Origin of the sequence: Rhizobium nepotum 39/7, assembly GCF_000949865.1 — a bacterium.
Classification (GTDB): Bacteria; Pseudomonadota; Alphaproteobacteria; order Rhizobiales; family Rhizobiaceae; genus Agrobacterium; species Agrobacterium nepotum.
Genome location: NZ_JWJH01000017.1, coordinates 221,633 through 246,408 on the forward strand (window position 1 = coordinate 221,633; position 24,776 = coordinate 246,408).

Here is a 24,776-nt window from a genome sequence, read left to right on the forward strand (position 1 = left end):
AATCGCACGACCCTTTTGATCCAAACCAGCTCATGTCGGCAAAGCCTCCAGGCGCTACCGCCCGGACCTTCGCGAATGCATCAACCTTCGTCGGCCCCGTCGTCGCCATCGTTGGCGTCAGGACCGCCATTATGCAGGAAGCGATCAGCGATCAGACCGGCATTCTGGCGCAGCGCCAGTTCGATCTCATTTGCCATTTCCGGATTGTCGCGCAGGAAGGTCTTGGCGTTTTCACGCCCCTGCCCCAGACGCTGACTATTATAGGAGAACCACGCACCGGATTTTTCGACGATACCGGCCTTCACGCCGAGATCGACAAGCTCGCCGGTCTTCGATACGCCCTCGCCATACATGATGTCGAATTCCACCTGTTTGAAGGGCGGCGCCATCTTGTTCTTGACGACCTTGACACGCGTCTGGTTGCCGACAATCTCTTCGCGTTCCTTGACAGCGCCGATACGGCGGATGTCGAGACGCACCGAGGCGTAGAACTTCAGCGCGTTGCCGCCCGTCGTCGTTTCCGGCGAACCGAACATGACGCCGATCTTCATGCGGATCTGGTTGATGAAGATCACCATGCATTTCGACTTGGAGATCGAGGCGGTCAGCTTGCGCAGCGCCTGGCTCATCAGGCGGGCCTGAAGGCCCGGCAGGCTGTCGCCCATCTCGCCTTCGATTTCCGCACGCGGCGTCAGTGCCGCAACCGAGTCCACGACCAGAATATCGACGGCGCCGGAACGCACCAGCGTATCGGTGATTTCCAGTGCCTGTTCGCCCGTATCCGGCTGCGAGATCAGGAGGTTCTGCAAATCCACGCCGAGCTTGCGGGCATAGATGGGATCGAGCGCGTGCTCGGCATCCACGAAGGCGCAGATACCGCCCTTCTTCTGGCATTCCGCAATCGTCTGCAGAGCCAGCGTCGTCTTACCCGAGCTTTCCGGGCCGTAAATCTCAACGATGCGCCCCCGCGGCAAACCGCCGATACCGAGCGCGATATCCAGGCTGAGCGAACCCGTCGAAACGGTCTCGACTTCAACCACATTTTCATTGGAACCGAGCTTCATGATCGATCCCTTGCCGAACGACCGTTCGATCTGGGAGAGCGCCGCTTCCAGTGCCTTGCTTTTATCCACCGATTTATCCTCTACGAGACGCAAAGAATTTTGTGCCATCCGGTCCACCTTTAGGTTATTGAAGCCACACAGGCAATGAAGCAGTATGGAAATAGGATGTACTCTATTTGTTCTCATTTCGCAAGGCGCAGCCAGCATATTGAAAACAAATAGCGATAAGTGGTTTGTTCTGCTTTCGTTTTTTCGTGTCCGGCCTATCGCCGCAGACCGGGTGCGAAGGCGGAAAACCAAACGGTTCGGACGAATCGTCCACCCTTTCCATCCGCGAAAGAGGGAAACGCAAGCGTGAAGAAAATACTCGTTCTGGGCGGCGCGCATATCGACAGGCGCGGCATGATCGAGGCGGAAACAGCGCCCGGCGCCAGCAATCCCGGCTCCTGGATGGAAGAGGCGGGCGGCGGTGGCTTCAACGCAGCGCGTAATCTTTCCCGGCTCGGTTTTGCCGTCCGCATCATCGCACCGCGCGGCGGCGACGTGACGGGCGAGGCGGTGGCGGAGGCCGCAAGGCAGGCGGGCGTTGAAGATACGCCCTTCGTTTTCCTCGATCGCCGCACGCCAAGCTACACCGCCATTCTGGAGCGCGACGGCAATCTCGTCATCGCCCTTGCGGATATGGACCTCTACAAGCTGTTTTCGCCACGCCGCCTTAAAGTGCGCGCGGTGCGCGACGCGATCACCGCAAGCGACCTTTTGCTTTGCGACGCCAATCTGCCGGAGGATACGCTGAAGGCGCTCGGCCTCATTGCCCGCGCCTGCAAAAAGCCGCTCGCAGCAATCGCCATTTCGCCCGCCAAGGCGGTGAAGCTGAAGGACGTACTCGCCGATATCGACTTTCTCTTCATGAACGAGGCGGAGGCGCGTGCTTTGACCGGGCAGACAACGGCAAATGTTCGCGACTGGCCGGAAATTCTCCGCAAGGCCGGTCTTGCCGGCGGCGTCGTCACCCGTGGCGCAAGCGAAGTGGTGGCCTTCAACGCGACGCAAACCGCAAGCCTCCACCCGCCCCTCATCCGCGAGGTGAAAGATGTGACGGGTGCGGGAGACGCCATGGCCTCCGGTTATCTTGCAGCAATCACCGAGGGCAAAACTATCGCCGAAGCGCTCCGACTGGGCGCTGCGGCCGCCGCCATCACCGTGCAATCGCCCTTTGCTACCGCCCAGGACCTGTCAAAAGACAGTGTCGAGGCCATGTTAGGGCTTGTCCCCAATGCCGAAATACTGGCATGAACCCGTTTTAAGAACCTGGAACAGACAGAATGACCCGCCCCATCTCCCCGCTCCTGCCCATCGTCTATTCGCAAGAGGTTGCCGCCGCCAAGCAGCGCGGCGCGCCGATCGTGGCGCTTGAATCGACCATCATCACCCACGGCATGCCCTACCCGGGCAATATCGAGATGGCCGAAGGTGTCGAACAGATCATCCGCGATCAGGGCGCCGTTCCGGCAACCATCGCCGTCATTCACGGCACCCTGCATATCGGCCTTGAGAAAGACCAGCTGGAAGCATTGGCCCAGACCACGGACGCCATGAAGGTCTCGCGCGCCGATCTCGCCTTCGCGATTGCCGAACGCCGCACGGGCGCGACGACAGTGGCAGCCACCATGATCGCCGCTGCCCGCGCCGGCATCCGCGTTTTCGCCACCGGCGGCATCGGCGGCGTGCACAAGGGCGCGGAACAGACGTTCGATATTTCCGCCGATCTGACCGAGCTTGCCAAAACCGGCGTGATCGTCGTCTGCGCTGGCGCAAAGGCCATTCTGGATATCCCCAAGACGCTGGAAGTTCTCGAAACCAACGGCGTGCCGGTCGTCACCTTCGGTTCGGAAGAGTTTCCGGCCTTCTGGTCGCGCTCCTCCGGCCTCTCCAGCCCGCTCTCACTCAACAGCCCGGCGGCCATCGCCAATTTCCAGACAACCCGCGAACAGCTCGGCATCGACGGCGGCATGCTGATCGCCAATCCCGTGCCGGAAGAAGACGAAATTCCGCGCGAGGAGATGGAAATCTACATCAACCGCGCCATTTCCCACGCCGAGCGCCAGGACATCACCGGCAAGGCCGTCACGCCCTTCCTGCTCGGCGATATCTTCCGGCTGACCGATGGCCGCAGCCTCGCGACCAATATCGCGCTGGTGCGCAACAATGCCCAGCTCGCCGCAGAGATCGCCGTCGCGCTGAACTGAGAGCAGAGACTGGGACCATCCTCAGATTCGAGGGTGATGGCAGGGGTGCGAAAACCTCTCCTCCGTCATGCCGGACTTGATCCGGCATCCAGCCACGGCGCGTCTGCGCCGTGATAGACTCTTTCGTGATCAAGCCCTTGATCACGCTGGACCTCGAATCCAGTCCGGGGTGACGGGATACGAACGTGTCTGCCCTAAGAACTTTGCTACCAACAAAAGAGCCCGGAAAGCTTTACGCTTTCCGGGCTTTCGTTTTTCAGTTCCTGAACCCGATCAGTTCTGGGCGACCGGCCTTACCAGCGGCGTGACACGGCGGATGGTGACGCGGCGGTTCTGCTGTTCCGGGCCGAGTGTCTGGACCTTCAGATATCGCTCGCCATACCCTTGGGTCGCGAGGTTTTCCGGCGGAATACCGTAAACATCGGTCAGAACATTGGCGACGGACGCGGCGCGCTCGTCGGAAAGAACGAGGTTGCTTTCATCCGAACCGACGGCATCGGTGTGGCCTTCGATCAGGAAGGTCTCCGCCGGGTTCTTTGCCAGCGCCTTGTTGATCGCATCCGCCACCTTGCGCAGCGAACGCGCCTGCGCCATCCGAATGTCGGCGCTGCCCGTGGCGAAGGTGATCGTATCGAGATCGATACGGCGCACCTTGTCGCGGATACGGGCCGAATAACGCACTTCGTCCAGCGAATAGACGCGCTCCACCGGCTCGACCGGCGGCTGCTCCAGGAAGCGATAATAATCGCGGTCCGGATCGCTCGACGTGTCGATGATGTAGTCCGTCACCGGAATGCGCAGGCGCATCGGCGGCAGGTCGAGGCCCGGATCGCGATAGACGTATTCACGGTCAGGATCCTCCATCAACTCCGGCGCATAGAACAGCACATATTCCCGGCCCCGGTCATCGATGCGCGAACGCTGGATGACGTCGCCATAACGGTTGCGGATCGTCACCACCTGCGTGCCGTCCCGGCGCTCGACCGTCTCGCGGATGCGTCCGCCGCCCAAACGCTCGTAATAGGGCTCGCCGCCATCGCGGATGAAGCGCTGGTTGTCGTCGCCGCGCACCACCACACGATCGCCGAATTGCAGGATGATCGGCGCATCGCGATCCTGATCGCGTCTGCCGCCTTCGCGCGGCTGCCATTCGCGTGCACCTTCCGGCCGCTCATATTGCGGACGGCGATCGATACGCTCGCCCTGCTGGGAGGTGATCGCCTCCATTTTCACAGGCGGCGGCGGGGCCTTGCCTTCGGCGGCACCGGCGCGCTGCGCCTCGGCATCGGAGGTCGGCACTTTCACGTCACCGGCCTGTTCACGCTCGCGGCGGCGTTGCTCCCGTGCCTGGTTGTTGCCGGAGCGTTCCACTTCCTTGTCGCTGTCGAGAACGGCAGCACCCTTATCGACGGGCAGGATGACCGTGTCGGCGGTCTTGGACGGGTCCTTGGCGATAGCCTTGGCCTTGTCCAGTTCCTGCTTCGTCGTCGGTGGCGCTTCCGTCTGCGGAATGGCGACCTGATTGGGAACGGGTTCGCCGGCGGGCGCCTGTCCGGTCGTCGCACCACTCGGCGGCGGGGGCGTCGGCGTGCCTGGCAGCGGCGCTGCTGGCTCGGTCTTGCCCTGGCCTTCTACCGGCGGTCTTTCAGATGGCTGCTGGCCGGGCGCGGGATTGGGCTGCGCCTCCGGAGCCGGCGGCCGTGCCGGTGTCGGCGCTTCCTTCGGAACCGGCGTTTCCTTCACGGCAGGTTCGGGAGCGGCAGGCTTTTTCTCCGGAACGGCCTTTTCAGCCGGTTCCACTTTCGGTTCGGGGGCCGGAGCTGGCGCTGGGGCCTTTTCCTCTACCGGCGGCTTTTTCTCAAGCGCAGGCTCGCGCGGCTTGGCCGGCTGCTCGGTGTTTTCAGGGCGTGCGGCAGGCTGCTCGGCCGCCGGTTCCTTTGCCGGTTCCGGCTTGCGCGGACGTGGCGGGCGCTGCTCGCCCTCACCTGCGGGCTGTTCGGCCCGTTCCGGTTTGCGTGGCCGCTCCTGTGCTGGCTGTTCGGCTGCGGGCGGGGCTTCGGGCTCGGCCTGCGGGCGCTGGCGTGCGGGGCGCTGTTCGGCCGGCGCCGGTTCCGGGCGAGCTTCGCGCTGCGGTTCCCGTTGCGGCTCGGGCTGAGGTTCCCGTTGAGGTTCCGGCTGCGGTTCGCGCCGGGGTTCCCGTTGGGGTTCAGGGCGCGGCTCGGCAGGGGCCGCTTCCGACTTGGGTTCGGGCTTGGGTTCGGGCCGCTCGCGCGCTGGCTCGGGCGCCTGTTCGTGTTTCTGCGGTTCGGCGTGCGGCTGCGCCTCTTCCGCCTGTCGCTTCTTGCGCAGCAGCTCTTCCGGGTTCTGCTCTTCCGGCTGCGCCTGCGCCAATATCACCGGGGCCGTCATCGGCGCCTGGGATTGGGGCATCTGTGTCTGCGCCCGCGCCGCGCCGGCATAACCGGCAGCGGCCGGCTCCACCGCGATCGCCAGCGACATGAGGGGGAAAACCACCCCCGTCAGCAATGTGTTCTTCTTCAGCATCGGTGCTTCCTCATCTGCCATTGTTTTATACGCCGCTTATGTCGCGGCATCATGAATTCCGGCTGCGCGTGCAGGCGCTGGTCAACGCCCTGCACCGGCTTCGGTTCCCATGATGAACAAAGCCTTCTGTACCGGAAATGAACAGATCAAGGCGTTTTCGTGAATGCTCTGCGGCGGAATCGCGTTGGCTAATATTGCAGTTGCATTTTTTGACCAACCGGATGAATAATTGCCCCGCGCTGAGGCCACGGACGGCAAACCGTTCTGTCGTGCCTGCGCCCACGACGTCCGCACTGAAAACAACAACAGACTGCGGATGAACGACCAAAAGAGAGGATCGAAATGCCTATTTCCACCCGTCTGCTCGCAGCCGTATCGATTGCCGCCATCTCGCTGTTCTCCGGCGCTGCGCTGGCACAGGACAAAATCGTCATCGGCACCGAAGGCGCCTACCCGCCCTTCAACAATCTTGAAGCCGACGGTACGCTGACCGGCTTCGACATCGACATCGCCAAGGCGCTGTGCGTCGAAATGAAGGCCGAATGCACCTTCGTCACCAATGATTGGGACGGCATCATTCCCGCCCTGCAGGCCAAGAAGTTCGACGCCATCATCGCGTCCATGTCGATCACGCCCGAACGTCTCGAGAAGGTCGACTTCTCCAAGAAATACTACAACACCCCGCCGGCAATCGCCGTACCGAAGGATTCGCCGATCAAGTCCGTCGACGATCTGAAGGGCAAGTCGCTCGGCGCACAGGGTTCCACCACCCACTCCAACTATGCCGAAAAGCATTTCCCGGACGCCAGCCTGAAAATGTATCCGACCGCCGACGAATATAAGCTCGATATCGCCAACGGCCGCATCGACGCCGTTATCGACGATATCGTCGTCCTGTCGGAATGGCTGAAGTCGGATGCGGGTGCCTGCTGCAAGATCCTGACGCCGCTTCCGGTGGATGTCGAGATCAACGGCAATGGCGCAGGTGTTGCCGTGCGCAAGGGTGACACGGCGCTCGCCGACAAGTTCACGGCCGCCATCGCGGGCATCCGCGCCAACGGCAAATATCAGGAAATCAACAAAAAATACTTCGATTTCGACGTTTACGGCCAGTAAGCGGCAGAACGCTTGTTGAAATCTCGTGGCGGAAGGCTTGCCCTTCCGCCATTTTTGTTTGAAAACGTAACCATAACAATCACGGCGGCTTAAGACCGCGGGGGAAAACTGGCATGAGCGGAGCATTTTCCGCCATAGGTGCGTTCTGGACCTATGTCTCGACACTTCTCGATCCCTTCTGCGGGCCGGTCGGTCTCTTCACGCTTTTCGGAAACGGCACCCTCGTCACCTGCGGCGATACCGGCTGGGGCGACGAAATCGCCTTCGGCGTCAAGGTCACGATCTCGCTGGCGCTCGCCACCCTGCCTGTCGGGCTTCTGATCGGCTTCCTCATCGCGCTCGCCGCGCAATCGGAGGAAAAATCGCTGCGGCTGGCGGCCGGCGTCTATACCACGATATTTCGTGGCCTGCCGGAACTCCTGACCCTGTTCATCGTCTATTACGGCATCCAGATGCTGCTGCAATCGGTCGCCGCCTATGTGGGGATAACCGGTCCGGTCGAGATCAACGCCTTCGTGGCGGGCATGATCGCACTCTCGGTGGTGTTTTCGTCCTATTCTTCGGAAGTGCTGCTGTCTGCCTTCAAGGCCATACCGAAGGGTCAATATGAGGCGGGCCATGCACTCGGCCTTTCGCGCGGCCGCACCATGGTGCTCGTCATCATTCCGCAACTGGTCAGGATCGCCCTGCCCGGCATGACCAACCTCTGGGTCATCCTGCTGAAAGACACCTCCTACGTCTCGATCATCGGCCTTGCCGATATCATCCGCCAGACCGGCATCGCCGCCCGCGTCAGCAAGGAAGCCTTTTTCTTTTACAGCATCGCCTGCCTGCTTTATCTCATCCTCGCGCTTCTCTCCTCCATCGGCATCGGCTTCATCGATCGCTGGTCGCGCAAGTCGGAGGCGAGCCGATGAGCTATGTTCAGGAACTCATTCCTCCGCGCCCCGCCCCGATTGCCACAGACAAGCCCCTCAACATATCGCGCATCGCCGGCATCGCCGTCATCACGCTCTGGATTCTGCTTGCCGCCGGGCTGATCTTCGCCATGATCGAAGGCTGGGACTGGGCGAAATTCGAGCGTTACGGGCCGCGTTATATCGATGGCCTCATCACCACACTGACGCTGGTCGGCAGTTCGATCATTCTCGGCTCGATCCTCTCGGTGCCCGTCGCCTTTGCCCGCATGTCGGAAAACCGCTTCATCGGAGCGCTGGCCTATGCCTATGTCTATGTCTTTCGCAGCACGCCGCTGCTCGCGCAGCTTTTCCTGATCTATTACGGCCTCGGCAGTTTCCGCCAGGGGCTGGAAACCGTCGGCCTGTGGTGGTTCTTCCGTGAGGCATGGTATTGTGGCCTGTTATCGCTCACCCTCAACACGGCCGCCTATCAGGCCGAAATCCTGCGTGGGGCGATCCGCAGCGTGCCGCGCGGCCAGCATGAAGGCGCCGCCTCGCTCGGCCTGTCGAAATTCGTCACCTTCCGCAAGGTCATTCTGCCGCAGGCGCTCATCGTGGCGCTGCGCCCCTACGGCAACGAGATCATCCTGATGATCAAGGGATCGGCCGTGGTCTCCATCGTCACCGTCTTCGACCTGATGGGACAGACGCGTTACGCCTTTTCCCGCACATTCGATTATCAGGCCTATCTCTGGGCCGCGATCTTCTACCTGACGATCGTCGAGACGCTCCGACATGTCTGGGCATGGCTGGAAGCCCGCCTCACGCGCCATCTCAAGCGCTAGAGATCACGTTGGCAGCACTCATCAACGGAGGCTGCCAACTTTTTGAAAAATATAACTATTTTGTGACAATACATGCTTTCGGCAAGGTTGGGTTAACCCTGCCGTGTTCCCATATCAGATACAGCGGCAATGCTGTGATCGGCAATCATGGAAACGGGAACCGTCGTCATGAACAAGGATATGGAAATGATGCTGAGGGGCTACGGCCTCACCACCGCCCAGATTTTTTATCGCATGCCGGACCATCCGCTGGTTCTCCAGACCTATGTCTGGCAGAACTACGATCTCGCCCCGGATTTTCCCGAAATGCACGGTTTCCTCAAATTCTGGCAGGAAAAGCTCGACGGACCATTGCACTCCGTCCGCTACGTGCACCGGCAGGTGATCTCGGCGCAAGAATGGCGCGCGCTGAAAGGGGAGTTCATCCTTCACTGATGTCCATCGCCACATAAGCATTGCGCCCGTCTCCGTTGCGGCTTACAGCAAGCATTCAACGAGATGCTGACGGATACCGCACGATGACGAAGAACCAGAAAATTGACGAAGAGGCGCTTGCCGAAGCCTATAACCGCGCACTTGCGCTTGAAAAAGCGGGTGACGTGGACGCGGCGGTGAAGGCCTATGAAGAGGTTCTGGCCATCGACCCGGAAGATCACGGCGGCGCAGCCGTCCGCATCGCCGCCATGGGCCGGGGCGAACCGCCGTCGAAAGCGCCCGACGCCTATGTCGAAACCCTGTTCGACCAGCACGCCGAAGCTTTCGAGGACATTCTCGTCGAACAGCTGGGTTACGCCGTGCCGATGATGGTGCGCCAGCGGCTGCAAACGCTTGATCTCGGCCCCTTCAAGCGCTTGCTCGATCTCGGCTGCGGCACCGGCCTCACCGGTGAAGCGCTGCGTGATATGGCCGACGACATCACCGGCATCGACATTTCCGAAAACATGGTCGAGCTTGCCCATGAGAAAGACCTCTACGAGACGCTTTATGTCGCGGAAGCGGAGGATTTTCTCGAAGACAATGACGACGAGCCCTTCGACATCATCACCGCAACCGATGTGCTGCCCTATCTCGGCGCACTGGAACCGCTATTTTTCGGCGCTGCCGAAAACCTCATTCCCGGTGGCCTGCTGATCTTCTCGTCGGAAACTCTACCTGAAGCAACCATGGCCGGACGCCCCTATATCGTCGGCCCGCACCAGCGTTTCGCCCATTCGGAAACCTATGTCCGCGAAAGACTGGCCGCGACCGGTTTCGACATCGTCGAAGTCACCGACATCAACGTGCGCATGCAGGACGGCAACCCGACACCGGGTCATCTGGTCATAGCCAAGCTCAAGGGCTGATGCAGAGGCAGGCGCTCCCCAAAAGAAGCGCCTGCCTGAATCAATATCTCAGCATTACCCGCCAGACGATTGAAGAGACTCGGCTTTCCGCCCGGCTCAACTGGCCTTTGGACGCCAGACGATATCCGCCACCTTGAGTTTCTTCGGCACAATTTTCAGATCGTAGAACTCGTCGGCCAGCGCCTGCTGATAGCTGATGGCCTCATCCGGAACCAGCGAGACGCGTCCCAGATCCGCACCCGGACGTGTCAGAGAGACCTTGGTGACATCCTGTGGAACGCCGGTAATCGCCGCCAGCAATTTCGCGGTCTCGTCGATATTGGCCTGCGCCTTTGTGCCGACGCTTGCAAGTTCCCTAAGGATCAGCGGCACGAGATCGGGATTGCTTTCCACGAAGTCGCCATTGGCGAGGAAATAGCTCCAGGGATCGACAATGCCCTCGGCAGTCGAAAGAACGCGCGTCGTCGGCTCCTTTTCCGCCACGGCGAAATAAGGATCCCAGATCGACCAGGCGTCGATGCTGCCGCTACGAAAGGCCGCCGCCGCATCCGGCGGGGCAAGGTCGACGGATGTTATGTCGTTCAGCGTCAGACCGGCCTTTCGCAACGCTTTTACAGTGACGTTATGGGCGCTGGAGCCGCGTTTGAAGGCAACCTTCTTGCCCTTCAGGTCCGCCAGCGTCTTCAGCGGCGAATCCTTCTGCACAAGGATTGCCGATCCGCCGGCCGCGCCCTTGTAGGTGCCCACATAACGCAGATTGCCACCGGCGGCCTGCGCGAAGAGCGGCGGCACATCGCCCGTCGGCCCGATATCCAGCGCGCCCGCGCCAAGGGCTTCGAGAAGCGGCGGCCCTGAGGAAAACTCCGACCATTTGACCTCGATGCCGCGATCCTTCAGAAGCGCTTCCAGCGCGCCCTGGCTTTTCGCCAGCGCGATCACGCCATTCTTCTGCCAGCCGATCCGCAATGTGGTGGTTGCGGCACCGGCCCGCCGGATATGCGGCAGAAATGCCGCCCCCGTTGCACCCGCAATCAGTCCCAATGTTCCGCGTCGTGTGAGCATGTAGATATCCTTCGCTGTTGCCATCCTTCGATAACAAAAGCGTAGATATTCGAGAGATTTTATCAAAATCTCGCTTTGCGCGGCGGAAGCATGAAGAGAATTGAATGTGCGAATTTGCCGTTGCAGGCGGAATAAGATTGCCGTGCCGCATCGGCAGGCCGCCGGGGCGCATTCCTCGGGCAACCGCCGGATGACCGGCCTGAACGGTTACGAAAAGGCAAACCACAGAACGAAAAATGCCCTTCCCGGCAACCGGAAAGGGCATTGTTAAAAGGGCCTGATTGGCCGGTGATCAATCCTCGCCGGATTTGGGATTGTCCAGCAGCATGTAATCGAGCGGCAGTTCCGTCGTATATTTGATCTGCTCCATCGCAAAGGCCGACGACACATCGCGAATTTCGATCTTGGCGATCATCCGCTTGTAGAAGGCGTCATAGGCCGCGATGTCAGGCACAACGACGCGCAGCAGATAATCGACATCACCGCTCATGCGGTAGAATTCCACGACTTCCGGAAACTCGGAAACCACCTCGGAAAAACGCTTCAGCCATTCGATGGAATGGGAGGCGGTGCGGATGGAGACGAAAACGGTGACCTTGGTGTTGACCTTGACCGGATCGAGCAGCGCCACGCGCCGGCGGATAACGCCGTCCTCTTCCATCTTCTGGATACGCCGCCAACAGGGCGTCGTGGAAAGGCCGACCTTTTTCGCCAGATCGGCAACGGCCAGCGTGGAATCCTCTTGCAGAATGCGCAAAATCTTACGGTCTAGGCGATCCAATGCGTCTACCCTCCTGAATTAATTTCCTTTCAATACACTATTTTTCACAAAAAAACAGAAAATTGTTTCACTAAAGCCGCATTTCCACATGTTCCCGCAGAACCGGAAGCAACTCCTCCGTAAACCACGGGTTCTTCTTCAGCCAGCCGGTGTTGCGCCAGCTTGGATGCGGCAGGGCTAAAATGGCCGGTCCCGAATTCGCGTGAAAATAGCTGCGCCAATCGCGCACGGTTTCGGTCATGGTTTTTCGCCGCCTTTCGCCAAGGTGAAAGGCCTGAGCATATTGGCCGATGGCAAGGATCAGCTCCACCTGCGGCATCGCCGCCATCACCCGCTCACGCCATTGCGGCGCGCATTCGCGCCGTGGCGGCAGGTCGCTGCCCTTGTCGTCATAACCGGGAAAACAGAACCCCATGGGCACGATGGCGAAGCGGTCCGGGTCGTAGAACGTCTCCCGATCAACATTCAGCCATCGGCGAAGCCTGTCGCCGGAAGCATCGTTGAAGGGCAGACCCGTTTCATGCACGCGAAGCCCTGGCGCCTGCCCCGCAATCAGGATACGCGCCTTCGTCGACATCACGACCACCGGCCGGGGTTCATGCGGCAGACGTTCGTTGAACGGGGTATCGCGACAGATGCGACAGCGGGCGATCTCGCCGCGCAACCCGTCCAGCCCGTCATCACGCATCGGCAGGGTTCGATCCCTCTCAGCCATGATCCCATCCCAGAAGATGACGGATGATGGTGAGGAAACCCGTCGCGGGCGTGTCCAGATCCGCTGCGCGATGCTCGCGCCGCCACTCCGACGGTTTTTCAAATTCTCCCGCCCAGATGCCGCGGGCTTCTCTGCGCGCGCCAGCCTGCTCGACGGAAAACTGGAAATAACCGGACGCGATGGCGAAACCTGCCGCCACCATTTCCGAGGAGACATCCCTGTCTCCCGCCGAACAATAAACCAGCAGCCGCCCGTAACGGTCTCGGGAACTGCCGGAACAGGAGAAGACCGCACCCTCGATCATCCGTTGCAGAACACGGCGCGCCTCCGCCCCGCATGGCCAGGTTTCGCCGCCGCGCCGGCATGTTTGCGAAAGCTCCGGCGCATCGATGCCGAGCAGCCGGAACCGCTCGCTGCCCTTTGAGAGCGTGTCGCCGTCGATCACGAAGAAACGGCCGGTATAGGTCTCGCTGTTGATCTGATCGAGCTTGGCGGAGATCAGAATACCGAGAAAAACCATGGCGAGAAAAAGCCCCGCGTCGCGAAACATCGAAAAAAAGCCGCGTCTGCCTCCGTTTCGTCTCATGTCACAACAAACCCTTGTCAGAAATGGCAAACAAATCCTTTCACGACAGCATCTTCTTAAGATTTTGTGCGTAACCTGCAAAGGATTCATGTCACCTGCGTTGTAACAATGAGTAAAAGCGTCAGCACGTCCACCGATAAGATTATCGTCGACCGCTCGCGAAAGCACCGTAACAAGGCTGTTTTCGACACGGTGAAGACGACACGTGAACGCCTGCAACAAGGGGCCGGCGGCACCGAAGCCTATGAACGCGAAATGCTGACGATGCACATCGCCGAGACCCTCCAGGGCGCGATGATCATGCCGCTTTTCATCGTATTGGCCTCCATCATCGGTTTGTATATCACCCGTGATATCGGGCTTATCATCTGGTCGCTGATCGCACTGAGTTTCCATGCCATGTCTCTGGTGCTGGCCAAAAGAGCCGCAAAACAGGAGATCACGGCGGATAATCTGCCGAAATGGCGCAATCTCTTCCTCGGCATGCAGATCCTCATCGGCTGCGCCTGGGCCATGTTCGCGCTGGCCGAACCGGTGCGCAACGACCCGACGCTCGTTCTTTTCTTCAAGGGCGCGACGCTGCTGATCGCCCTCTCGCTCACCGCCATGGCCAATTTCATGCTGCGGCGGGCGACCTTCATGACCTTCCTGCCGGTGCTGGCTGCACTGTGCGTGACTTCGATCATCTCCCGCGATCCGTTCGATGTCGGCCTTGCCCTGATGTTCGGCATGGCGATCCTTTTCTGTCACCGCATCACCAGCAGGCTTTACCAGACCAGCATCAAGCTGCTTTCGTCGCAGACCGAAAAGGACGACCTGATCGCCGAACTCGAAGTCGCCAACTCGGTATCAGACGAGGCGCGGCGGCGTGCGGAAGAGGCCAACCTGGCGAAATCGCGCTTCCTCGCCTCCATGTCGCATGAACTCAGAACCCCGCTCAACGCCATTCTCGGCTTCTCCGAAGTCATGGCGTCGGAAGTGCTCGGTCCGCTCAACAATCCGCTCTACAGGGAATATTCCGGCGATATTCACCGTTCGGGCCAGCATCTGCTCGACCTCATCAACGAAATCCTCGACCTGTCGCGTATCGAGGCCGGCCGCTACGATCTCAACGAGGAATCGGTCTCGATGCTGGAAATCGCCGAGGATTGCATCGGCATGATCCAGCTTCGCGCCCGCGCCAAGACCATCAGGATTTCACAGCAATTCGAAAGCAGCCTGCCGCAGGTCTGGGCGGATGAAAAATCGATCCGCCAGGTGATCCTCAACCTTCTCTCCAATGCCGTGAAATTCACCCCGCAGGGCGGCGAAATTCTCGTGAAGGCGGGCTGGACGGCGGGCGGCGGGCAATATGTGTCGATCAAGGATAACGGCCCGGGCATTCCCGAGGATGAAATCCCCGTGGTGCTGTCGGCCTTCGGTCAGGGATCGATCGCGATCAAAAGCGCCGAACAGGGAACGGGGCTCGGCCTGCCCATCGTTCAGGCCATCCTCGCCAAACATGACGGCCAGTTCATCCTGAAATCGAAATTGCGAGAAGGTACCGAGGGCATCGCCATCCTGCCGGCGAAACGCGTGCTGCAAAGCCTGCCCGCCGTGGAGGAAACCCTCGCCATCCAGCCCCGTCGCCGGTCCTTCGCTTGAGCAAAAACCCTCAGAAGAACAGCGCCGTCACCAGCGAATACAGCACGAAAAATCCGTTTGCCGTCAAAAGGCAAAAGACGGCGAAGGAACCGAGATCCTTGGCGTGTCGCCCGACGGAAGAGATTTCCGGCGAAATGCGGTCCACCAGCTCCTCTATCGCGGTATTGAGCGCCTCGACCGCAAACAGAAGCAGCATCAGCACCGTGAAGACGAGAAGATGCGCAAACGGCGCACCGACGACCAGAAGCAGGGCAAGGCCGACACCGAAGGCGAGAACCTCGTGCCGGAACGCCGCTTCCTGCCACAGCCGGCCAAGCCCCTGCACGGAATAACGGGCAGCGGCAAAAAGATGCCGCCAACCCTTTTCCTTGCGGAAAACAGGTTCCGGTTGCTTCTTCTGCGGCGTTGCGTCCATCTGTAACCTCAATGGCTGGTGCGCGGACTGGTGCTGGTGTCGACACCGGCCGCTTCGAAGGTCGCCATGCCGGAATGGCAGGCTGCAGCGGCCTTGACGATGCCGGCGGCCAAAGCGGCGCCCGTGCCCTCGCCAAGCCGCATGCCAAGCGCCAGGAGCGGCGTCTTGCCGAGTTTCTCGACGGCGGCCAGGTGGCCGGGTTCACCGGAAACATGGCCGATCAGGCAATGGTCGAGCGCCGAAGGAGTGATCGCCTTCAACAGCGCGGCAGCGGCCGTGGCCACATAACCGTCGATCAGGACGGGAATGCGCTGCACGCGCGCGGCAAGGATAGCGCCGGCAATCGCCGCAATCTCGCGCCCACCAAGGCGGCGCATGATTTCGAACGGGTCGGAGAGATGGTCCTTGTGGAATTCCACCGCAGCCTTCACCGCCGCGATCTTGCGGGCCATGACCTCACCTTCCGAGCCAGTGCCGGGACCTGTCCACTCTTCCGCCGTGCCACCATAGAGCGCCAGATTGATCGCCGCCGCGATGGTGGTGTTGCCGATGCCCATTTCGCCGACACAGAGAAGGTCCGTGCCGCCGGCGATCGCTTCCATGCCGAACGCCATGGTGGCGGCGCAATCGCGCTCGGAAAGGGCCGGCTCGCAGGTGATGTCGCCGGTCGGGTAATCCAGCGCCAGATCGAAAATCTTCAAGCCGAGATCGTTGGTAACGCAAATCTGGTTGATCGCCGCACCGCCAGCCGCAAAGTTTTCCACCATCTGCTGCGTCACCGATGTCGGATAAGGTGTGACGCCGTGCCGCGTGACGCCGTGATTGCCGGCGAAGATCGCCACCAGCGGGCGGGTGACGGCGGGCGAACGGCCGGACCATGCGGCGAGCCACATGGCGATCTCTTCCAGACGGCCGAGCGAACCGGCCGGTTTCGTCAATTGCGCATTACGCTCCTTGGCCGCGACCAGCGCATGTGTGTCCGGGCCGGGAAGCTCGCGCAGCAGCGCGCGGAAATCATCGAAGGGCAATCCGCTCATGCTCATGGTATCTGTCTTTCTCGTCGTCGGGTTGGCGGAAACTTGTATTTTCCGGCAAATCGGTCTTTGTTGCGCCTCTCATAATCGCGGACGCGCTGCGGAACAACCGTAAATGCAAGCACAGCAACGGAGAGAGCATGAAGGCCGGGGATTTTATAACAGATGTCGTGCATTCCCTTGCCTTTCTCAGCCGCCTGCCGGTCCCCTCGCGCTTCTTCGGGAATGATGACGGCACCTCGATGCGCCGGACCGCCCGCGCCTTTCCCGCCGCAGGCCTGCTCATCGCCCTGCCCGCCGCTTTCCTTGTGGTGGTTTTCACCGCTTTCGACGCTTCGCCGCAGCTCACCGGCTGGCTCGCCATCGCCATGACGGCGCTGATAACCGGCGCGCTGCACGAGGACGGGCTGGCCGATATGGCCGACGGTTTCGGCAGCGGCAAGGACAAGGCAAGAACGCTTGATATCATGAAGGACAGCCGCATCGGCAGCTATGGCACGATCGCCATGATCCTGTCTTTCGCGCTGCGCGCCACGGCCCTCGCGTCCCTGATAGAGACCCTGCCGGGCAAGACAGCCGCCGCCTGCCTCATTGCAGCCCTTGTGATGAGCCGCGCCCTCATGGTGTGGCACTGGCAGGCGCTGCCCGCAGCCAAAGCCTCCGGCATTGCCGCCGGCGCCGGCCAGCCGGGCAAAGGCGAGCGCAACATCGCGCTTGCGACCGGGCTGCTGCTGCTCGTGCTCTTCACGCTGCACGCCCTGCCCTTTCTCGCGATAGTGGCCGTTCTGGCGGCAGCCTGTCTGGCGGTGGCGCTTTTCGGCAGGCTCTGCGACAGGAAGATCGGCGGCCACACGGGTGACACTATTGGCGCCTGCCAGCAGATCACGGAGATCGTGATTCTCCTCGCCCTTGCCCTTGCGACATGACGGCCTGATATAGATCATCATGGAAACGCCCTGCATTCATGTCTGCTCCCTCGATGCCACGAACAGCCTCTGCACCGGCTGCGGCCGCACGCTGGATGAAATAGGCGGCTGGACGAGTTATAGCGACGGGAAGCGCCGCATGATCATGTCGGTGCTTCCCGAAAGACTGGCAAGAGCAGGCAAGGACACCTCCAGGGAGACGCACACCGCATGAACAGGCTGACTATCGTTCTCCTCTTGCTGGCCGTTGGTCTCGGCCTGCTTCTCGTCAATCACGACAGCGGCCGCACCTTCGGCATCGACAACGAGAAATTCGGACAGATCGTCTATCTTCTGCCGATCGCAGGATTGCTATCCGTCGGCATTCTGGCGGGAAGCCGCGGCAGCCTCGCCAGCGTCATCCGCCAGCTCGCCATCTGGCTCGTCATCATCCTCGGCCTCGTATCGGTCTATCTCTATCGTTACGACCTGCAATCCTTCGGCGACCGGCTGCTGGGCGGCCTGATGCCCGGCCGTGCGGTGGTGGTGACGACCGCTGGCGGCGAACAGGAGATCGTCCTGCACAAATCGATGAGCGGCCATTTCGAGGCGAATGTCGGCGTCAACGGCAAGACCATCCACATGCTCGTCGATACCGGCGCAAGCTCCGTGGTGCTCGCCAATGCGGACGCGGCCGAAATCGGTATCGACACGGCAAGCCTGCGCTACACCGTGCCGGTGATGACCGCGAACGGCCGCACGGCGGCAGCGCCCGTGATGCTGTCCGAGATCGGCATCGGCCCGATCGTGCGGAGCAACATCCCCGCCCTCGTCGCGCAGGACGGTCAACTGGACCAGAGCCTGCTCGGCATGAGCTTCCTGTCGACGCTCGGCTCGCTGCAGATGCAGACCGACGAGTTGAGATTGCGGGACAGATAAAAGCGGCCAGGCAAACAATTCTTGCTTGGATCAAAAAATTTCAAAATATAGTAAGAACAGGATGCCGATGTAGAGGTTTTTTACTGGGATAAAGCGTGAAAATCCGAGAAAGAAACTCTCGATGCTTCATCAAATAATTGACATGGCAGTCGCCTCGTGAGATGGTTTTGCCAAGTCCAACGCAGGAGCGTCTTCACATGATCGGCCCTGATCCCATCCTACTCTGATCCGACAACAGAACACTGCTGGCAGGCGAAGCGTCAAATATCATTTTGGCGCTTTTTGTTTTTCGGAAACGCCAAGCGAGCGAATTTTTCGCTTGAGCTTGTATCCCTTATATTTTTTCTCCATCGTTTGCAGAAGCTGCTCTCCAGTCTTCTTTGCCTCATCCACATGCTCATAGATGCTGCGGATAGCGATCACGCGACTTTCGAGTGAGATATTCGTGAAACTTTTCTTATATATGCCATCGATCTTGGCGCGGATCTTGTCCAGCACACCATAGAAATAAACGACTTCGCCGACGTATTCCCGTCCCGTGGCAGAGATGGAATCAATGTTCTTCATATAAAAATGGGTGTGACGCGCATCCGTTATATGCGGGACGAAATCTTTGTTCTGTTTGACGCGTTCCCTGAAGGTGACATAGGAAATAGGTGCATCGAGGAAAATCGCCATGTCCGCCGTGTTGAAATCGATTTCGGCATACAGGGATCGAATGAATTTCTCTTTTTCCCTGGACCTCTTCCAGAAACCCACCCCCATCGCCACCAGATGACCGAGCGCCCACATCGTGAACGCCGTGGACGCCGCCATCAGTGCCGCGAATAATTGGGGCGTATCAAACATTTTAGCAAAATCAGGCATGAAATATACATTCACAAGAAATAAAATACATATAAATTTAAATTACACCGAATTTCTACTTAGGTAAACAGAGTAATTATCTGCAAAAATCTTTGAATTTGGCAAATAGACTTCTACATCCCCAAAACGTAAAATCTCCCAAATGTAGCCAGCAAAACCGGTTCTGCTCGCGCCTCCACAACAACGCAAAATTCAAATACCCACAGGCCGGATTTGAGATATTCTTTCTACTCCTCTCCCATTTGGCAGACCATTGCCGCTTGCTTCCCTCCCATCTGATAATTATGTTGGCAATGTTCTCAGGGCGGGGTGCAATTCCCCACCGGCGGTATCGGGAGTTTCCCGGAGCCCGCGAGCGCTTTCGGCCTCCAAAACCGAAAGGTCAGCAGATCCGGTGAGAGGCCGGAGCCGACGGTATAGTCCGGATGGAAGAGGACAAGGCATAGGACACCCGCGCTCCGCGGGCTTCGCAGTGCATTGTTCGCCCAAGGGATATTTGGCGCTTCTTGAAGCGCGAAAATGCCGCAAAACGGCATAACCCTTGAAAGGCCAGAAAGAAAATGACCATTGCTAAAATTGAAGACGCGATCGAAGCCATATCCCGTGGCGAGATGGTGATCGTCGTTGACGACGAGGATCGCGAAAACGAAGGCGACATCATCGCCGCTTCCGACAGCATCACGCCGCAGCAGATCGCCTTCATGATGAACCATGCACGCGGGCTGATCTGCGTCGCCGTGCCGGGCGAGCGTTTGGACGCACTCGACATTCCGCTGATGGTGTCGCGCAATACCGAATCCCTCAAGACGGCCTTCACCGTTTCTGTGGACTATATCCCCGGCACCACGACAGGCATTTCGGCGGCGGACCGGGCAAAGACGGTGCGTGCCCTGGTGTCGGAAGGCTCGCGTCCGGAAGACTTCGCCCGCCCCGGCCATATCTTCCCGCTGCGCGCCAATCCTGAAGGCGTGCTTGGCCGCACCGGTCACACCGAAGCGGCTGTCGATCTGTGCCGCCTTGCCGGGAAGTTCCCCTGCGGCACCATCTGCGAGATTGCCAATGACGACGGTACCATGGCCCGGCTGCCCCAGCTCGAAGTCTTCGCCGAACGCCACGGCCTGCTCATCGTGACGATCAAGGACCTCGTTTCCTATCGGAAGGGCGAGATTGTGGAAGAAGTGGCGCAAAAGCAGGTCGCCTGATCCGCGCATCCTGTATCCCGAATACGAAAACGCCCGGCCAGAGCCGGGCGTGAAACTCGCGACAGATATTGTCCATCAGTTGCGCAGCCGGTAACCGGTCTTGAACATCCAGCTGACAATACCGAGGCACAATGCGAGGAACAGCGTGATCATCGCCAGGCTGATCAGAGGATTGACGTCGGCGATCTCGTAGAAGCTCCAGCGGAAACCGCTGATAAGATACAGCACCGGATTGAAATGGCTGACCGTCTGCCAGAAGGGCGGCAGCATGTCGATGGAATAGAAGCTGCCGCCGAGAAAGGTCAGCGGCGGCACCACCAGCATGGGAATGAGGTTCAGCTGTTCGAAATTCGTCGCCCAGATGCCGATGATGAAGCCGAACAGGCTGAAGCTCACGGCGGTCAGCACGAAGAACAGCACCATCATGAACGGATGGGCAATGGTGATGTCCACGAAGAAGGTGGCCGTTATCAGGATGATCGTGCCGATCATCAGGCCCTTGGTCGCCGCCGCCCCGACATAGCCGGCAACAATTTCCGGCATCGCCACCGGCGCGGACAATATCTCATAGACCGTTCCGGTGAACTTCGGAAAATAAATGCCGAAGGAGCCGTTGCTGATACATTGCGTCAGCAGCGTCAGCATGATGAGGCCAGGCGTTATGAACGCGCCGTAGGAAACCCCGCCAACCTCCTGAATCCTTGAACCGATCGCGGTTCCGAACACGATGAAATAGAGCGAAGTGGAGATGACCGGCGAAATCACGCTCTGCAACAGGGTGCGGCGCGTACGTGCCATTTCGAACAGATAGATGGACTTGATGGCTTCGAAATTCATTTCTGGCCTCCCACCAGCGAGACGAAGATATCCTCAAGCGAGCTCTGCCGCGTTGAAATATCCTTGAAATGGATGTTGGCGGCGGAAAGGGCACCCAGAAGATCGGCGATACGCCCCTGCTCGCCATTATCTGCGATTTCATAGGTGACAGTGCAGCGGTCATCCGAAAGCGTCAGGCCGAAAGGTGCAAGACTGTCGGGCAATTGATCCACGGGCTGTGCAAGTTCGAGGAAAAGCTGCTTGCGGCCGAGTTTCTTCATCAGCGCCGTCTTTTCTTCCACCAGCAGCAATTCGCCGCCATTGATAACGCCCACCCGGTCGGCGATCTCTTCCGCCTCCTCGATATAATGCGTGGTCAAAATGATAGTGACGCCCTTGGCGCGCAGCTCGGAAACCACATTCCACATGTCGCGGCGCAGGGTCACATCCACGCCGGCGGTCGGCTCGTCCAGGAACAGAACCTTCGGTTCGTGCGCAAGCGCCTTGGCGATCAGCACACGCCGTTTCATGCCGCCGGAAAGCTCCCGCAGCATATTGTCCTTCTTGTTCCAGAGCGACAGCGATTTCAGGATGCGCTCGATCAGTTCCGGGTTCTTCTTCTGCCCGTGCAGGCCGCGCGAGAAGCTGACGGTGTTCCACACCGTCTCGAACTGATCGGTCGTCAGTTCCTGCGGCACGAGGCCGATCAGGGCGCGGGTCTGGCGAAAATCCTTCACCACGTCATGGCCCCCGACAAATACCGAACCCTCGCCCGGATTGACGAGACCGCAGACGATCGAGATCAGCGTCGTCTTGCCCGCACCGTTCGGCCCAAGAAGAGCGAGAATCTCGCCTTCCCTGATATCGAGGCTGACACCCTTGAGCGCCTGAAAGCCATTTGCGTAGGATTTGGTCAGATTCCGTATCGAAACAATGGCATTCATGGCGAATCTTTCGAAAAACCGACAGAGATGCACGCCATATAGGCCGTAGAACGCTTAAATGCCAGCCCGGTGGACTGAACACTGCGTTCGGTAGGCAAGGAAAATCAGCCGTAGACGCTGTAGAAAAACTGTGCCGCCACGAAGACCAGAAACACCCCGAAGGCGCGCTCCAGCTGCTTCTTGCTGAGCGCATGCGCCAACCTAGCACCATAGGGCGCGACAGCAAGCGTGATGGGGATGAGGAGCACAACGGCGATCCAGTTGATGAAGCCGGTGGAAAACGGCGGCAGGCCCGCATCGCCCCAGCCGGCCCAGATGTAGCCGAGAAGACCCGGCAGCGAAATCAGCACCCCGACACCCGAAGAGGTGGCGACCGCCTGATGAATGGTGCGTCCGTAAAGCGTCATGAAGGTATTGTTCATCACCCCGCCGCCCACACCCATCAGGCCGGAGAAAAGCCCGATGCCGGTGCCTACCAAAAAACGGCCCGGATTTTTCGGCAGGTCGGAGCCGAGATGCCAGCTCGCTCGGTTGAAGATCATACGGAATGCGAGCGCAAGCGCGATGAAGGCGAAGATCAGCCGCAGGGCTATGCTGGAAGCATGCGCGGCGACCACCGATGCAAGGATGGTGCCGAGCGGCACGGCGACGATCCAGCCCTTCAGAAGATCGATATCGACGGCCCCCTTCTGGCGATGCGTCAGGAATGAGCGGATGGAGGTCGGCACGATGATGGCAAGCGACGTGCCGAGCGACAGATGCATGCGCACCGCCTCCGGCACATCCAGAAGCCCGAAGACATGGTAGAAGACAGGCACCAGCACCGCACCACCGCCAATGCCGAACAGCCCCGCAAGAAGACCGGCGACCACGCCCGCTGCAGCAAGCGCCGCAGCAAAGACCATTACCTCTGAAACAGGGGGCATGAAAGCAGGCTCCCAAGGGCCGTTGTCACAAACATGTGACGCTCATAGCGTATCAGAGATGGGCGGCAAGCCATCTTTGCCGCTGGTCAGTACGGCGTGTTGTTTTTTGCCGGATATCCGCGCCGGATGGACCGATTTTATGGGATCGTTTCCCATTGCATGCCCTTGCAAAGACGCCGATATCCCCCGATATGGCTGTCTCTTCAACCGGCCTTCGGGCCGGTCTTTTTTTGTGCGGAGTCAGGGTCAGCAACCGGCGCTTCTCATGCAGCCGCGCCCCTCACATCCGTCATTCCAGCCCTGAGCCGGAATCCAGCCGTCGCGTCGGCGCGGCGGGAAATGGCGCTAAGGCATCCCTTGGAAATCACCTAGTCGCAATGCCTGTAACCGGATTTACGGGTACGCAGGTCGAAGTGGAAGTGGTTCCAGTGGTTGGGATCGCTGCCCGGCCCGAGAACGGTCGAGAAATATTTGCAGCTGTCCGATCTGACCGCTTTCAGCAGCGCTTTTTCGCGGAAGGCGAAGAAGTTCTTTTTGCGAACGTCAATTTCCTTACCGTTCTTCAGGGTGATGGTGCCGATATCGATGGCGTTGCCGCGCGCATGTTCGGACCACGGATTGCTGGAGCGCGAATTCATCTTGCGGCAGGAATAGCCGCCCATTGGCGTGATGCGGCCGACGCCCGAGAGATAACGGAAGCGCGAGGACGGCACGAGCTCGAACTTCACCCACTTGGCAAAGGCAAGCGTCACCTGGCAATTGAGCTTCACCGCAGGCCGGATGGCGACGCCGCTGGCGAGACCACTGAGTTCGATCGGATAATCGATGCCGCAGGTCGGACCATCGGCAATGCGCGCAACATCGCGGAAGGCAACGCCGAGGCGGCGTAATTCGGAGCGGCAGGCCACTTCCGAGGATGGCATGACGCCGGGCGGCATGGTTGACCGGTTGCTTTGCAATCCGCCGCGCGCCATCGGATCGTCAGGCATCAGCATGGCGACCTCCTCCACCGGCTGGCGGCGGGAAGAGGATCCAGGCGGCGGCGGTATCAACCGCGATTGACCCGTGCTCTGCCGTTGACGGCCCGGTGAAACGGCGATCGGATTGTCCGTGCCGATACCATCCACCACCGGCTGTGCGGAAGCGCCTTCGGCGATGTCCGCATCCTGCTCTTCCGCAAGTCCGCGAACCGGCTCGACGCCGAGCATGGAATCCATGTTGACGCCGCTTTCGCCTTCGGCGATCTGGCTGGCGGCGGCCTGCTGCTCGGGCATTGTCGGAGAGATTTCGGTTTGGCCGCTGGTGGCCATACGCGCCTGATGCTGGGCATCGAGCGTAGAATATCCCTGCCCGCCCTGTGGGGATTGCAGCAGCGGATCCTGCGAGGTGTAAAGCTCAGGCATCGGTTGCGACACGGCTGCGGGATAATCGGCGACCTGCCCGGCCCGCTCGGCCTGATGGACCGCGCCTGATGGTGCGCTGTAGCCTTGCTGCCGCGACGACCGGATTGCGCTGACACGCGTGGTGCCATCGACCTCGGCCGGCGGCACGAGGCCCTCCGCCGAACACGACACCATGACCGTGGAAATCAACAGCAACGTCACAAGACGACGCGGAAGGGAAACATACGCCATACGAGAACCTGTACCTTCAGCGGCCGCTACACGCGGCAATACAGGTGAATTTTAAAGAAACGGGGTAAACGAATCCTTATTGGTTGCGAGAAATAACGAACGGTCTGGTTCGTGACGCTTCAAAATGGAGAAGGCCCGATTGAAATCACGTCGAAGACAACGACGAAAACGCTGAGACCTCTCCTCGGCAGCCAACGCGGAAACCTCTCCTCCGTCATCCTCGGGCTTGACCCACTACTGTCCGGT

General features: G+C 59.9%; 25 protein-coding genes and 1 riboswitch. Of the genes, 12 read left to right on the plus strand and 13 right to left on the minus strand.

Features of this window, described 5'->3' with window-relative positions:
• Positions 1-80 precede the first annotated feature (80 nt).
• Positions 81-1,172, minus strand: a complete 1,092-nt coding sequence (gene recA / locus RS75_RS18260) for a recombinase RecA (protein WP_045023117.1) — start codon at positions 1,170-1,172, stop codon at positions 81-83.
• A gap of 246 nt (positions 1,173-1,418) precedes the next feature.
• On the opposite strand from recA, the gene RS75_RS18265 reads away from it, so the two are divergent.
• Complete coding sequence (locus RS75_RS18265; protein ID WP_045023119.1) at positions 1,419-2,360, plus strand: carbohydrate kinase family protein; 942 nt, start codon at positions 1,419-1,421, stop codon at positions 2,358-2,360.
• Positions 2,361-2,389: 29 nt separating this feature from the next.
• On the plus strand, positions 2,390-3,313 hold the full coding sequence (locus RS75_RS18270) for a pseudouridine-5'-phosphate glycosidase (protein ID WP_045023121.1): 924 nt from the start codon (positions 2,390-2,392) through the stop codon (positions 3,311-3,313).
• A 273-nt stretch (positions 3,314-3,586) separates the two neighbouring features.
• Here RS75_RS18270 and RS75_RS18275 read toward each other — a convergent pair whose 3' ends face one another.
• Positions 3,587-5,857, minus strand: a complete 2,271-nt coding sequence (locus RS75_RS18275) for an OmpA family protein (RefSeq protein ID WP_045023122.1) — start codon at positions 5,855-5,857, stop codon at positions 3,587-3,589.
• A 342-nt stretch (positions 5,858-6,199) separates the two neighbouring features.
• Between RS75_RS18275 and RS75_RS18280 the strand changes: the two genes are divergently transcribed.
• The 5 genes from RS75_RS18280 (at position 6,200) to RS75_RS18300 (ending at position 10,060) form a co-directional block, all read left to right on the plus strand.
• On the plus strand, positions 6,200-6,973 hold the full coding sequence (locus tag RS75_RS18280; RefSeq protein ID WP_045023123.1) for an ABC transporter substrate-binding protein: 774 nt from the start codon (positions 6,200-6,202) through the stop codon (positions 6,971-6,973).
• Positions 6,974-7,086: 113 nt separating this feature from the next.
• The gene (locus RS75_RS18285; RefSeq protein ID WP_045023124.1) at positions 7,087-7,890 is read left to right on the plus strand and encodes an ABC transporter permease; all 804 of its coding nucleotides are present in this window, start codon (positions 7,087-7,089) and stop codon (positions 7,888-7,890) included.
• The gene (locus RS75_RS18290; protein ID WP_045023126.1) at positions 7,887-8,717 is read left to right on the plus strand and encodes an ABC transporter permease; all 831 of its coding nucleotides are present in this window, start codon (positions 7,887-7,889) and stop codon (positions 8,715-8,717) included. Before RS75_RS18285 ends, RS75_RS18290 begins: the two co-directional genes overlap by 4 nt.
• A 168-nt stretch (positions 8,718-8,885) precedes the next feature.
• Complete coding sequence (locus tag RS75_RS18295; protein WP_045023195.1) at positions 8,886-9,152, plus strand: usg protein; 267 nt, start codon at positions 8,886-8,888, stop codon at positions 9,150-9,152.
• An 83-nt stretch (positions 9,153-9,235) separates the two neighbouring features.
• The gene (locus RS75_RS18300) at positions 9,236-10,060 is read left to right on the plus strand and encodes a class I SAM-dependent DNA methyltransferase (RefSeq protein WP_045023128.1); all 825 of its coding nucleotides are present in this window, start codon (positions 9,236-9,238) and stop codon (positions 10,058-10,060) included.
• 96 nt (positions 10,061-10,156) lie between these two features.
• Here RS75_RS18300 and RS75_RS18305 read toward each other — a convergent pair whose 3' ends face one another.
• The 4 genes from RS75_RS18305 to RS75_RS18320 all read right to left on the minus strand — a co-directional run bounded on the left by RS75_RS18305 (position 10,157) and on the right by RS75_RS18320 (position 13,204).
• Complete coding sequence (locus tag RS75_RS18305) at positions 10,157-11,122, minus strand: aliphatic sulfonate ABC transporter substrate-binding protein (RefSeq protein ID WP_045023196.1); 966 nt, start codon at positions 11,120-11,122, stop codon at positions 10,157-10,159.
• A gap of 292 nt (positions 11,123-11,414) precedes the next feature.
• The gene (locus RS75_RS18310) at positions 11,415-11,903 is read right to left on the minus strand and encodes an Lrp/AsnC family transcriptional regulator (RefSeq protein ID WP_045023131.1); all 489 of its coding nucleotides are present in this window, start codon (positions 11,901-11,903) and stop codon (positions 11,415-11,417) included.
• 70 nt (positions 11,904-11,973) lie between these two features.
• On the minus strand, positions 11,974-12,591 hold the full coding sequence (locus tag RS75_RS18315; protein WP_045023133.1) for a uracil-DNA glycosylase family protein: 618 nt from the start codon (positions 12,589-12,591) through the stop codon (positions 11,974-11,976).
• 19 nt (positions 12,592-12,610) lie between these two features.
• Positions 12,611-13,204 carry a thermonuclease family protein gene (locus RS75_RS18320; RefSeq protein WP_045023134.1) on the minus strand — a complete coding sequence of 198 codons (594 nt, stop codon included), beginning with the start codon at positions 13,202-13,204 and terminating at the stop codon, positions 12,611-12,613.
• Positions 13,205-13,312: 108 nt separating this feature from the next.
• Here RS75_RS18320 and pdhS2 point away from each other — a divergent pair, with 108 nt between their 5' ends.
• The gene (pdhS2, locus tag RS75_RS18325; RefSeq protein WP_045023135.1) at positions 13,313-14,848 is read left to right on the plus strand and encodes a two-component system sensor histidine kinase PdhS2; all 1,536 of its coding nucleotides are present in this window, start codon (positions 13,313-13,315) and stop codon (positions 14,846-14,848) included.
• A 10-nt stretch (positions 14,849-14,858) separates the two neighbouring features.
• Here the strand turns inward: pdhS2 and RS75_RS18330 are convergent, their stop codons facing one another.
• Together RS75_RS18330 and cobT are read right to left on the minus strand one after the other, a co-directional pair.
• On the minus strand, positions 14,859-15,263 hold the full coding sequence (locus RS75_RS18330; protein ID WP_045023136.1) for a diacylglycerol kinase: 405 nt from the start codon (positions 15,261-15,263) through the stop codon (positions 14,859-14,861).
• 8 nt (positions 15,264-15,271) lie between these two features.
• A complete protein-coding gene (cobT, locus tag RS75_RS18335; protein ID WP_045023137.1) occupies positions 15,272-16,306 on the minus strand; it encodes a nicotinate-nucleotide--dimethylbenzimidazole phosphoribosyltransferase in 1,035 nt (344 codons plus the stop codon).
• Between the two features lie 131 nt (positions 16,307-16,437).
• Between cobT and RS75_RS18340 the strand changes: the two genes are divergently transcribed.
• The 3 genes from RS75_RS18340 to RS75_RS18350 are packed head-to-tail and all read left to right on the plus strand — an operon-like array spanning position 16,438 to position 18,141.
• Positions 16,438-17,223: an adenosylcobinamide-GDP ribazoletransferase gene (locus RS75_RS18340; protein WP_045023139.1), complete on the plus strand. Its 786-nt coding sequence runs from the start codon at positions 16,438-16,440 to the stop codon at positions 17,221-17,223.
• A gap of 19 nt (positions 17,224-17,242) precedes the next feature.
• Positions 17,243-17,437, plus strand: a complete 195-nt coding sequence (locus RS75_RS18345; RefSeq protein ID WP_045023140.1) for a DUF1289 domain-containing protein — start codon at positions 17,243-17,245, stop codon at positions 17,435-17,437.
• Positions 17,434-18,141: a TIGR02281 family clan AA aspartic protease gene (locus RS75_RS18350; RefSeq protein WP_045023141.1), complete on the plus strand. Its 708-nt coding sequence runs from the start codon at positions 17,434-17,436 to the stop codon at positions 18,139-18,141. The genes RS75_RS18345 and RS75_RS18350 overlap by 4 nt, the downstream gene beginning before the upstream one ends.
• Positions 18,142-18,408: 267 nt before the next feature.
• Here the strand turns inward: RS75_RS18350 and RS75_RS18355 are convergent, their stop codons facing one another.
• The gene (locus RS75_RS18355) at positions 18,409-19,008 is read right to left on the minus strand and encodes a hypothetical protein (protein WP_152643156.1); all 600 of its coding nucleotides are present in this window, start codon (positions 19,006-19,008) and stop codon (positions 18,409-18,411) included.
• Between the two features lie 291 nt (positions 19,009-19,299).
• Positions 19,300-19,449: riboswitch (FMN riboswitch) on the plus strand.
• 119 nt (positions 19,450-19,568) lie between these two features.
• On the opposite strand from RS75_RS18355, the gene ribB reads away from it, so the two are divergent.
• Positions 19,569-20,210: a 3,4-dihydroxy-2-butanone-4-phosphate synthase gene (gene ribB / locus RS75_RS18360; RefSeq protein WP_045023143.1), complete on the plus strand. Its 642-nt coding sequence runs from the start codon at positions 19,569-19,571 to the stop codon at positions 20,208-20,210.
• A gap of 75 nt (positions 20,211-20,285) precedes the next feature.
• On the opposite strand, the gene RS75_RS18365 is transcribed toward ribB, so the two are convergent.
• The 4 genes from RS75_RS18365 to RS75_RS18380 form a co-directional block, all read right to left on the minus strand.
• Positions 20,286-21,047: an ABC transporter permease gene (locus RS75_RS18365; protein WP_045023144.1), complete on the minus strand. Its 762-nt coding sequence runs from the start codon at positions 21,045-21,047 to the stop codon at positions 20,286-20,288.
• Positions 21,044-21,970: an ABC transporter ATP-binding protein gene (locus RS75_RS18370; protein ID WP_045023146.1), complete on the minus strand. Its 927-nt coding sequence runs from the start codon at positions 21,968-21,970 to the stop codon at positions 21,044-21,046. Before RS75_RS18370 ends, RS75_RS18365 begins: the two co-directional genes overlap by 4 nt.
• Positions 21,971-22,074: 104 nt before the next feature.
• Entirely contained in the window at positions 22,075-22,896 is an 822-nt protein-coding gene (locus RS75_RS18375; RefSeq protein ID WP_045023147.1) for a sulfite exporter TauE/SafE family protein, read from the minus strand.
• A gap of 368 nt (positions 22,897-23,264) precedes the next feature.
• A complete protein-coding gene (locus tag RS75_RS18380) occupies positions 23,265-24,530 on the minus strand; it encodes an extensin-like domain-containing protein (RefSeq protein WP_045023148.1) in 1,266 nt (421 codons plus the stop codon).
• Positions 24,531-24,776: the final 246 nt, after the last annotated feature.